The organism is Micromonospora globispora (assembly GCF_003857015.1).
In the GTDB taxonomy this organism is placed as follows: domain Bacteria; phylum Actinomycetota; class Actinomycetes; order Mycobacteriales; family Micromonosporaceae; genus Micromonospora; species Micromonospora globispora.
Window position 1 is genome coordinate 26,933 of record NZ_QGGF01000244.1, and the last position, 10,201, is coordinate 37,133.

Annotated in this window: 8 protein-coding genes and 1 pseudogene; 4 read left to right on the top strand and 5 right to left on the bottom strand. The window is 67.8% G+C overall.

Features of this window, described 5'->3' with window-relative positions; all coding sequences use genetic code 11:
- Nucleotide 1: 1 nt before the first annotated feature.
- Together DKL51_RS11165 and DKL51_RS11170 are read right to left on the bottom strand one after the other, a co-directional pair.
- A complete protein-coding gene (locus tag DKL51_RS11165; protein ID WP_311768032.1) occupies nucleotides 2–1,612 on the bottom strand; it encodes an FAD-dependent monooxygenase in 1,611 nt (536 codons plus the stop codon).
- 9 nt (nucleotides 1,613–1,621) lie between these two features.
- Entirely contained in the window at nucleotides 1,622–2,689 is a 1,068-nt protein-coding gene (locus DKL51_RS11170) for an MBL fold metallo-hydrolase (RefSeq protein ID WP_207786382.1), read from the bottom strand.
- A gap of 482 nt (nucleotides 2,690–3,171) precedes the next feature.
- Between DKL51_RS11170 and DKL51_RS11175 the strand changes: the two genes are divergently transcribed.
- The 3 genes from DKL51_RS11175 to DKL51_RS11185 are packed head-to-tail and all read left to right on the top strand — an operon-like array spanning nucleotide 3,172 to nucleotide 5,663.
- Nucleotides 3,172–3,411: a hypothetical protein gene (locus DKL51_RS11175; RefSeq protein ID WP_123809797.1), complete on the top strand. Its 240-nt coding sequence runs from the start codon at nucleotides 3,172–3,174 to the stop codon at nucleotides 3,409–3,411.
- Complete coding sequence (locus tag DKL51_RS11180) at nucleotides 3,408–4,706, top strand: oxidoreductase (RefSeq protein WP_109966316.1); 1,299 nt, start codon at nucleotides 3,408–3,410, stop codon at nucleotides 4,704–4,706. The genes DKL51_RS11175 and DKL51_RS11180 overlap by 4 nt, the downstream gene beginning before the upstream one ends.
- A 12-nt stretch (nucleotides 4,707–4,718) precedes the next feature.
- Nucleotides 4,719–5,663 carry a helix-turn-helix domain-containing protein gene (locus DKL51_RS11185; protein WP_109966317.1) on the top strand — a complete coding sequence of 315 codons (945 nt, stop codon included), beginning with the start codon at nucleotides 4,719–4,721 and terminating at the stop codon, nucleotides 5,661–5,663.
- Nucleotides 5,664–5,728: 65 nt separating this feature from the next.
- Here DKL51_RS11185 and DKL51_RS11190 read toward each other — a convergent pair whose 3' ends face one another.
- The gene (locus tag DKL51_RS11190) at nucleotides 5,729–7,330 is read right to left on the bottom strand and encodes an FAD-binding oxidoreductase (RefSeq protein ID WP_165824595.1); all 1,602 of its coding nucleotides are present in this window, start codon (nucleotides 7,328–7,330) and stop codon (nucleotides 5,729–5,731) included.
- 212 nt (nucleotides 7,331–7,542) lie between these two features.
- On the opposite strand from DKL51_RS11190, the gene DKL51_RS11195 reads away from it, so the two are divergent.
- Nucleotides 7,543–8,316: an SDR family NAD(P)-dependent oxidoreductase gene (locus tag DKL51_RS11195; protein ID WP_109966330.1), complete on the top strand. Its 774-nt coding sequence runs from the start codon at nucleotides 7,543–7,545 to the stop codon at nucleotides 8,314–8,316.
- Between the two features lie 197 nt (nucleotides 8,317–8,513).
- Here the strand turns inward: DKL51_RS11195 and DKL51_RS11200 are convergent, their stop codons facing one another.
- Both DKL51_RS11200 and DKL51_RS37445 read right to left on the bottom strand, forming a co-directional pair.
- Nucleotides 8,514–9,830, bottom strand: a complete 1,317-nt coding sequence (locus DKL51_RS11200; protein WP_243420950.1) for a tyrosine-type recombinase/integrase — start codon at nucleotides 9,828–9,830, stop codon at nucleotides 8,514–8,516.
- Between the two features lie 266 nt (nucleotides 9,831–10,096).
- A pseudogene (locus DKL51_RS37445) lies at nucleotides 10,097–10,201 on the bottom strand (integrase); the annotation flags it as partial.

Here is a 10,201-nt window from a genome sequence, read left to right on the forward strand (position 1 = left end):
GTCACATGGTGAGGTGCACGTCGAGAGCCAAGGCGCGGGCAACTGCTGCCTCCACTGCCTCGGTGTGCGCGATCGGCAACGTGGCGGCCAGATGCGCATCGGGGCGCACGACCCAGACCTCATCCCGGCCAAGGCCGAGGACGGCCGGAGCGGCGAGATGCAGGTCCGCCAGCCGATGGACCGTGACGGGCCGCGTCCCATCCTGTACGGCGACGCGGACCTCCTGGACGTCGACCGCTTCTCCGCAGAGGACCGTGATGCCGCTGCGACACAGCTGCCGCAGTCGACCCTCAGTGGTGGGATGGTCGGGCAGCAGCACACCCGGCCCTGGCGGGGGAGCGGCGCCCTTGGGCGGGCGACCGGCGAAGGGCCGGGTCGGTTCAGGCGTCGTGAGGGACGACGCCGCGTACCAGAAGGGCTCCGCGAGTCGGCCCGAGTCGACGGCGGCGCGGGCCGCCTGGTCGTGGCGGGCACGCTCGAGGGTTGAGAGCCGCCAGGCCGCCTGCTCGGCATTCTGCGGGACGAGGAAGTCCATCGTCGCGCCGGTCACCTCAAGGTTCTCGAGCGCGGCGGCGTGCCGCTCCTCGTGGTAGCTCTCTAGGAGGTGCTCTGGCGCGAAACCGTGGTAGACGAAGGCGATTTTCCAGGCGACGTTCTCGGCGTCCTGGACACCGGAGTTGAGGCCACGAGCACCGAAGGGCGAAACCAGGTGCGCGACGTCTCCGGCGAGGAGAACCTTGCCGATCCGCAACCGGTCGGCCACGCGCTGGTGGAACCGGTAGACCGACTTCCACACGATCTCGTAGCCGCGGTCGCCGACGACCTGACGAATGCGTCGGTCCAGGCCTCCGTTGGCTTCCTCCGCAGTGGCGTCGAAGTCCTCGGGCACCTGCCAGTCGATACGGAAGGTGGAGTCCGGGCACGGATGGATGAGCACTTGGCGGCCCGGGTTCCACGACGGATCGAAGTAGAAGCGCCGCTCCTGCTCCCATCCCTCCAGGGCCGTGCGGATGTCGCAGATGAGGAACTGATCGCCGAAGGAACGGCCATCGAACCCGACTCCAAGCAGCTTGCGGAGAGCGTCTCCCCGCGCGCCGGCGCACACCACGGCGTACGCGCCGTCGAGGCGGATCGGACCAGCGGCGGTCTCACAGGTGATCGAGACGCCGCTGTCATCCTGCTCGATCCCAACGGCACGGTGGTCCCACCGCACGTCGATGAGGGGCGAAGCCTTGATCTTGCGATCGAGGATGGCTTCGGTGTCGCTCTGCGAAATGTTGACGAAGGGCGGGAATGCCGATCGGCCGGCGTCCCGGAAGTCGGTGCAGAAGAGTTCGTCGTCCTGATGGAAGGTGCGTGCCCGCACCCAGGTCAGACCCAGGTCGGCGATCTCGCGTCCCGCACCGTCGAGAGCGTCCCAGATGTCCAGGACGTCGCGCTGCTGGACGATCGCCTTGGAGCCGACGAGGTCTCGGTGGGGTCGGCCGTCGACGACGATCGTCGGGATCCCCCATCGTGCCAGGAGCAGCGCCGTCGTCTGGCCGACCGGTCCGTTGCCGACGACCAGGACGGGCCGGTCACTCATTCTCGTAGACATTTGTGTGCCTCGCATCCGGCTCAATCAGTCCTGGAGTTGGTTCCAGACCTCGCGGTCACGCTCGCCCGTCCAGATGACGGGCCACTCGATCCCCCGAAGCTCGTCCCAGACGCGGGAGACGTCGAACGGCAGGCAGTGCTCGAAGATCGGCCAGCCCCCGAACTTCGGGGCGAGGGCGGCGTGGCAGGCCTCGAACGCCTCCTTGAGCGTGCCGCCACGCTGCTGCACGGTCGCCACCTCGCGGATCATGTCAGTGAGGAAACCGCGGGTCTGGGTGATGGCGGCGTCCACGGCCTGCTTGCCTCGAGCCACGGCGCCCCGCCCGCCGACGAGTTGCTCAGCTCCGAGGGCGGCGACGTTGTCCAGCGTGGTCGACGACCACTCGCGGTGGAAGGCGTCCCCGGTGTAGAGCGCCGCCTGCGCCTCGACGAGGTCGCCGGCGAACAGGATCTTCTGCTGCGGCAGCCAGGCGACGATGTCACCGGCGGTGTGACCGCGACCGAGGTGCTTGAGCACGAGTTCGCCCCGGTCACCGCCGAGGTCGATGGCGAGCGTGTCGTTGAAGGTGACGGTCGGCCAGGTCAGCCCGGGGATGGAGTCGGGGTCGTCGAAGAGTCGCGGCATCCGGCCGAGCTCCGACTCCCAGTCCTGCTGGCCGCGCTCCTCGATGAGGAACTTGGTCTTCTCGTGGGCAACGATGATCTCGGCATCGAAAGCACTGGCCCCCAGGACGCGGACCGCGTGGTAGTGCGACAGCACGAGGTAGCGCACGGGCTTGTCGGTGTGCTGACGGAGCTTGGTGAGCCACTTCTTGGCAGCGGTCGGTGTAGCCAGCGCCTCGAAGCAAACGAGGAAGTCGCCGCCCTCGATCGCGCCAAGGTTTGGATCGCCCTCGGCGGTCAGGGCGTAGACGCCCGGCGCCAGCACTTCGAGAGTCTGTTCCTTTGCGGCGAGGTCAGCGGAGGAGGCAAACGGCTTAGCCATGGCTATCCCATCGATGTCGGCAGGGGGAAGCGGACGAGACGTATCGTATCGCAACGACCTTTGAACCGCACCGACGAGAAATGGTCGACGCCCCACGGCGGCGGCCACCTGAAGACGCTCTCCGGGACTGAGTGGCAGCCGTCGGTCGTACGGGCGAAGCAAGGACCGGATCAGGTACTAGACGTCCCGTACAGAATGTGGTTATGTACCGCGCTATGGCTCGGGTCACAGCGATGCTGTCAACCAACGGGAGAGTCATGTCCACCAACTCAGCCCGTCAGCTGCGTCGCCCCGGCGTGGGCGCCCTCACCGCCGGCGTCGACAGCCTCGCCCTCACATTCGCGCTCGCCGCCTGCCGAAGCAGCACCTCCAGCGCGGCGTCGTCCACCACCGAGGGTGCCTCCGGCGGCCAGCCAGTGCGGCTCTGTCCCCACCGCGCCGAAGAATCCAGACGGCGTGGTGGCCTCGCTGCCGCAGGCGCTGCAGGACAACCACAGCCTCTACCCCGACCCGTGCTCCCCAGCGCCTGGGCGAACTGGAAGCCCAGCCACTCGGCGCCCTACACGGTCGGCATCCTCTGGCAGCCCGTGATGAGCACCTTCGTGACGGCCACGCACGACGCGTTCGTCGACACGCTGAGGGCCTCAGGCAAGGTCGACATCGTCGCCGACCTTGCACCGAAGGACCAGACGGACGTCCCCGGCAGCCTCCAGGAATTCGGCAGGCGTGGCCATCGCCCTCGTCGTGCTCGCCTACGGCAGGGCTCGCCGCCTTCGCGACCGACTCTGAACAACCACATCAGCCAGGCCATCAGCAAGGAGACGAAATGAATGTGACGACGTCGGGGACCACGACCGAGGTGATCGGCTCACCGTTCACGATCAACAAGCTGCAGATCAAGAACCGCATCGTGCTGGGCCCGATGGCGGTGCTTCGTCCGACCGAGGACGGCCGCCCGAGCGAGCAGACCATCGCATTCCTCACGCGGCGCGCCAGGGGTGGTATCGGACTGGTCATCGTGGGCGGCTCCGTGGCGAGTGAACGGGCGTGGAACGAGTCGCCGTTCTTCCCGAACCTCCGCTTCGACAAGGACGAACTCATCGCGGACCTCGCCCGCCTTGTCGACGCTGTGCACGAGGCCGGCTCGCCCATCTTCGCCCAGCTCTTCCCGAGCTTCGGCCGCATGGGCGTGCCGCGGAACGGCGCCTGGATCTCGGCCGCGAGCCCGAAGTCGGTCGACTTCGGCTCCGGCGGTCTGCCTGACCACATGTACGTGCCGGGCGGCCGCGTCACGCCGACTCCGCACGAGGCGACCGTCGAGGAGATCAAGCGTCTGGAGAGCGATGTGGTCGCATCGGCGCGTCGTGCCAAGGCGGCCGGCTTCGACGGCGTCGAGATCGCCGCACACATGTGTTACTTCTACTCGTCGTTCCTCTCACCGCTCGCGAACAAGCGGACCGACGAGTACGGCGGCTCCGCGGAGAACCGTGCCCGCGCGCTGCGCGACGCCGTTGCCGCGATCCGGACGGAGGTCGGCCCCGACTTCCCGGTGGGCATCCGGATGAGCGTGAACGACCACATCCCCGGTGGCCAGGACACGGATGGCTTCGCCGAGGTGGCCAGCCATATCGTCAAGGCCGGCGTCGACTTCATCTCGCTCACCGACGGCAATTACGAGTCCATGCGAGACAACGTCCCGTCCGATTCCGGCAACATGCTGGCACACGGCGAGCCGCAGGCCTTCCGTGCTGCCGTCGGCGACAGCGTCCGTTTGTTCCTGTCGAGCACGCCGGACCCGCAGCAGGCTGCCGAGGCCATCGCCGCCGGGCACGCCGATGCGACGATGCTCGCGCGGCAGATACTCGCCGACCCGGACTACGCGGTGAAGGTCATCGAGGGCAGGACTTCTGAGATCGTGTGGTGCGACCACGCGAACTCGTGTCTGCGTCGGCTCGTCCTCAACATCCCGGTGGCATGCCACAAGAACCCCGAAATGGGCCGCGAGGATCCGGGTGCGAAGGTCTCCACCCCGGGTCAGAACTTCGCCGTCTGGGCCGCGGGCAACGTCTTCCTGATGAAGACGGCCGATGCAGTCGCCCGTGCCCTCCCGAAGAAGAAGCACTGAGATCGCTCAGCGATGACCACCTTGCTCGACACCCGGGCGGTCGCTCCGTCCGACCGTCCGGACTACTGGTCGGCGGGCATCGCCGAGCACTTCTTCCCGATGGGCGTCGAGCCGGTCGGGCCGCGCGCGTTCGAGGCGCGGCTCACCGGCGGCCGCATCGGTGCGATCGACGTGCGCTCGATCATCGGCACCTCGCACAGCGTCAGGCGCACTCCTCGGATGATCGCCGAGGGGGATCCTGACTGCGTCCTGCTCTATCTGCTGCGCAGCGGCTCGTGCCGGATCGAGCAGGACGATCGCTCCTGCCTGCTGGGTCCGGGCGATCTCGCGGTCCACGACACCTCGCGGCCTTCGACCTTCGCGTCGCACGACGGCTTCGATGTGGCGGTGTTCAGCTTCCCGAAGTGGCTGCTCGGCGCGCGGGGCAGCGCCATCGCCCGGCGCGCGGCGATCCGGATCCCGCACGGCAAGGAGTACGTCGTCCGGCTCGGCACCCCGTTCCTCGCAAGCCTGGCCCGCATCGTCGAGAGTTCGTCGGTCCCCGAGCAGGAGGCTGAAGGGCTCTCCGACATGGTGGTCGCCATGCTGTGGACCCTGCACAGTGGCGGCGACGGTGTTCCGTCCACAGCGACTCGGTCAGAGGCGTTGCTCGGGCGGATGCGCCGGTATGCCCTGGAGCACCTGCATGATCCGAGCCTCGGGCCTGAGCAGCTCGCTCGCGCACATTTCGTCTCCACGCGCTACGTGCACAAGCTGTTCGCCGCATCCGGATGTGGAGTCTCCGCATGGATCCGTGAGCAGCGGCTCGATCGGGCAATGCTCGATCTGCGCGAATCGAGTGAGGCTTCGATCGCGTCCATCGCGACGCGTTGGGGATACCGCGATCCGGCGAGCTTCAGTCGCGTCTTCCGCCAGACGTACGGATGCTCGCCGCGGGATCTACGCCGCCCTGCGTAGCAGCCGATACCCGGCAAACAAGGAGGCCCCCTCCCGTTCAGACGGGGCCTCCTTGCCGCGACCGCCTACTGCTGGGGGAAGCCTGCCTTGCGGAACCGCCTCCCCCAGATTCCCGACTTGCCCGGCGCGATGATGCCGTTCGGGTCGAGCGTGTCTTTGATCGTCTCGTTGAACCGTCGCTGCGCGTGGTTGTTGAAGCCGAACTGGTCGGCCGCGAGGTCCATGAACGACAGGTGAGCCCGGTACTCGCCGTAGCCGCGCTTGCCGGCAGCAGCGACCATCCGCTTCGCATGCTCGTACGCTGCGTGCACCTGCGCCTCATTCTTGGTGTCGAACGGGATGACGTTGATGAATGTTGTGGCCCGCGCGTTGATCGGCAGCATTCCGCCGAGGTAGTCGAAGCCGGCCTCGCTGCACATCTTCGCGAACAGGTCCTGGGCGGCCTTCGCGTGCTGCGCGGTCAGCGGGATCACGGGCGAGAAGTCAACGTGACCGCCCTCGTCGCCTCCCGACCAGCCAGCCATCTTGTAGAGGTCGAGGCTCGGGACGCCGATCTGGACGCGCTCGTGGGGGTTCGGCAGGGTCTCCCACTCGTCGGCGCCATGTTTCTCTCCGACCACCGAGACAGTGGGGATCGACTCGAAGCGCCTCTTGAGCTTGGCGAAATTGTGATCGACGACCGCCTCGTCGCCGTACAGGGCGAAGCGCATCATCCAGCGCCCGAGCCCAAGCTCCTTGGCGATCTTGTCGATGATCTCCTCCGGCATCGGGCCGGGGCCGTCGTACCACTCTGCGCGAGCGGTCAGCATGGAGGCCATGCAGAGGGTGTTCGACAGCTGCGGACGCATGTCGATCGTGCCATTGAGCATGAGCTCGCGCAGCGCGCCGACCACGGCGGGCATCTGCGAGTCGTCCCACAGCTGCAGCCACAGCGGCATGTAGACCTCGGGCTTCGGCATCAGCCAGTAGCCCATCTTTGTGACGATGCCGTAGTTCGACTGCATGAACAGCTCGGTCGACGTCGGGCCCAGCCCGCGCTTGTAGAGCGGCCAGGTCGGGTTGTTGTCCATCGCGCCGGAGCCGGTACGCAGCAGGTCGCCGTTCGGCAGGACAACCTCGAAGCCGCAGTGCGACGCCTGGTCGATGCTGTACGGCATGTAGGTGAGGCCGTGTTCGAGGGTGTTCGAAACGACTCCGCCCCAGCCGATGTCGACGATGGAGGCAACGAGGTTGTGGCCGCCTGCCTCGATGGCGTCGTGCAGGTCGAACCAGCTGACGCCCGGCTCGACAATTGCATAGCCAAGCTCCTCGTTGATCTCGAGGACCTTGTTCATGTTGCGGAACGACAGCATCAGTGCGCCCCGAACCTGGGGCGCCGCACCGCCGTAACCGTTGTTCTTTCCGCGACCGATGGGCCAGAGCGGAACGCGGTGCTCGTTGGCGATCCGGACGATCGCCTGGACATCCTCGACCGTGGTCGGGCTGACGACGCCCGAGGGGATGTTCGTGGCGGAGCCGGGGAACTGAAACGGGTCCTGAAAGTCCGCCAACGACTCGGGATCGGTGGCCACCTTTTCGTCGCCGATGGCGGCCGCGATGGCGGCGAGCGCACGGTCGAGGTCGCCCTCGGTGATGCCGGGCGGGATCGGTCGGGTGGTGTCGGGCATAGCTCCTCGCCTCTTCCTTGAGCGGTCAGCGGACTGATTGCGTGGACGTCGTTCTACTCGCGCACGTCCCCGGTCGGAGGGCGGCAGAAGCGGACTGGGCAGGTACCGCACAGAGTTGTGCATTCCGTGCACACCGTCGGTCGCGAGGACGCGCCGGCGGGCACCCTGTGCTGGGATCGTGGGCAGCCAGCGAGAACAGGGAGGAACTGACCGTGTCGGGTCGTCTGGAAGGCAAGGTCGTACTGCTCACCGGGATCGGGAGTGGAATGGGCCGGGTAACGGCACAGCTCCTCGCGCGGGAAGGCGCCACGGTGGTCGGCTGTGACCTGAATCCGGAAGGCGCGGCAGAGACCGTCCGCCTCGTTGAGGCCGAGGGCGGCGTTATCGACTCCAGCGCTCCCGTCGACCTGAGCAACCGCTCCGAGGTTGAGGCGTGGATCGAGGGTGCGGTGGCGAAGCACGGACGCATCGACGTGCTCTACAACAACGCGAGCATGCCGAAGTTCGCTCCGTTCGCTGAGCAGAGCGACGAGGACTACCTCTTCACGATCGACAACGAGCTGCATCTCGTCTGGCGTGCATGCCAACTCGCCTGGCCCCACCTCGCGAAGGTGGGAGGTGCCATCGTCAACATCGGCTCCGGGGCGGGTCTTGAGGGCGTCCGAACCCTGCCCCAGGCCGCCCATGCCGCCGCAAAGGGCGCTGTGATGGCACTGACCCGTCAGCTCGCAGCCGAGGGCATTGCCGTCGGAGTCCGCGTGAATTCGGTGAGCCCCGGCGTCATGGGAACACCGCCGATCCTCGCGATGTACGAGGAGATGGGTGCCAACGCGCCCGTCGCTCCTGTGGTCGAACGAACGATCACCGGAAAGCCGGGAGATCCCATCGCGGTCGCCTATGCGGGCCTCTACCTGGCCTCCGATGAGGCCGCATGGGTCACAGGAACGAACATCGTCGTCGACGGCGGGGCCAGCGCGATCATGTAGCAGTCGTGCTGGTCACGCGCCGTTCGCTACCGCTGTGCGACACCATTCAGAGCAGTATCGACGAGACACCGAGGATCAACACTCAATGCCATCACTCTGCGGGGCACGGCCCGCCCTCATGCACACCTGCGACCAGCTACTCCATGACAGCCGGTAACTGCCACGCTGTCTGGACTATGGGGCAATTCTGGCTGACATCACGGCCGGCTGGCGCGGTCTACTGCGGCAAGCGGGTGGGGTTGGCCGGTCAGGGCGGACAGCGCCGCAGCGACGGCTTGCAGGTCCGCTTTGATGTATGTAGTGGTGGCGGGCCCGGTGGAGTCGGTGTGCCCGGCGTAGGCGCGGGCGACGCCGTAGCCGAAATGCCGTTCCACCCAGGTCAGGGTGGTGTGGCGCAGCCAGTGGGTGGAGATGCCCTGGGCAGCCACCCACGGCAACTGCTCGCCGATGCGTTTCCACAGGTGGTCATAGCGGCGGCTGGTGATCACCCGCCCGTTGCGGTAGCGCAACAGACGGTCGGTGGGCAAGACCGCGCCCCGGAAGCGGGCATGTTCATAAAGGTGGGCGGCGAGGTCGAGGCTGATCGGCTGCCAGCGCAGGGTCGCACCCTTCTCGGTCAGCCGCACGAGCCCACGGTCGGTGTCCAGGTCGGCCAGCCGCAGCCCGAGCGCGCCACCACGGCGGCAGGCGGTCTCGGCATGCAGACGCAGCAGCAGCGCGTCGAGGAGGACATCGTTACCGCTTGTACGGGCGGAAAGGTTGATCTCCTCCAGCTCGTCGGGAGTCAGGGCGCGGCGGGTGCTCGGTAGTCGGCGGGGCTTGACGACCCGGTGAGCGGTGCTGGCCGCGGCGTCGATGAGCCCGTCGGCGATGGCCCGGTTGTAAATGGCGCGGGCGGCGGCGATGACGTGCTCACCGGCGTGACGGCCGCTGCGGCTGTTACGCCGCGACCGGGCGGTCGCGGCGATCTGTCGTTGCATGGCCTCGATGTCGCTGGCGGCGATGGCATCCAAGGGGCGCTCGCCCCAGGCGGCGGCCATCCGGTTCCAGTAGGTCCCGTAGGTGCGGCGGGCACCGGGCCCCGCTGCCGCGATGACCTGGGGCAGGTACTCGGCGAGGGTCGGCAGGCTCGGACCGGAATGGGACTGGAGATCTGCGAGAGTGACGCCGAGGTGGGCAAGCAGCTGCCGGGCGGCGGCGACGTGGGCAGGATCAGCTGGCACGACGGCTCCGATCACCTGGGCGTGCAGGTCCGTGAGCAGCCACACGACGGTACTGGCCGGGTGGATCACCAGCAGGTCATCGGCGACCAGAGCGGCGAGCAGCAGCGGCTGCCCGGGCACGATCGCGCACATCTGACGCGCGCTGGCCGGTAGCGGCAGCTCCCCTCGACTGCCCACCACGTGCTCCCCTGCCCGCGCCGACCCAATCACCAGCATCTGGTCCTGCGCGTCTATGGCGATGCGGTGGCCCGGGTCCCAGCACAGCGCGCGCAGCAGGCCGCGTTCGGTCACCCGGCCGGAGCGGTCCGGACGAGCCATACCGATCAAGACCTGGTCCGGTGAGGCGTCTGCTGGCTGGCGTGGTGCGGGCAGCGCCGGCATCGGCGCCGGGAGGGGTCGTGGTCTGTCGGAAGGCGGGACCGGAATGAGCGCGCCGATGAGCTGCTCACGGTCGCGGCGGCGAGTTGGTGTCATGGCCGGTCCAACCGGCAACACCCCGCTGCGCGCCGGGGCCCACGTACGGCTAGTGCTCTGGCCACAAACGTTGGCCGGGTTGGTTATGCGGCTCGGCTGGCGGGTTGGCCCCAGCGGCGGTGTCGTTCGCTGCGGATTTTGGCGCGGTGGCGGCGTTGGGCGGTCAGGACGTCGGGGTGGCGGGCGTT

Bases quoted from the DNA above. Each gene is read 5' to 3' on its own strand.
- DKL51_RS11180 (WP_109966316.1), top strand. From the start codon at position 3,408: ATGAATGTGACGACGTCGGGGACCACGACCGAGGTGATCGGCTCACCG.
- DKL51_RS11175 (WP_123809797.1), top strand. From the start codon at position 3,172: ATGAGCACCTTCGTGACGGCCACGCACGACGCGTTCGTCGACACGCTG.
- DKL51_RS11190 (WP_165824595.1), bottom strand. From the start codon at position 7,330: ATGCCCGACACCACCCGACCGATCCCGCCCGGCATCACCGAGGGCGAC.
- DKL51_RS11165 (WP_311768032.1), bottom strand. From the start codon at position 1,612: ATGCGAGGCACACAAATGTCTACGAGAATGAGTGACCGGCCCGTCCTG.
- DKL51_RS11185 (WP_109966317.1), top strand. From the start codon at position 4,719: ATGACCACCTTGCTCGACACCCGGGCGGTCGCTCCGTCCGACCGTCCG.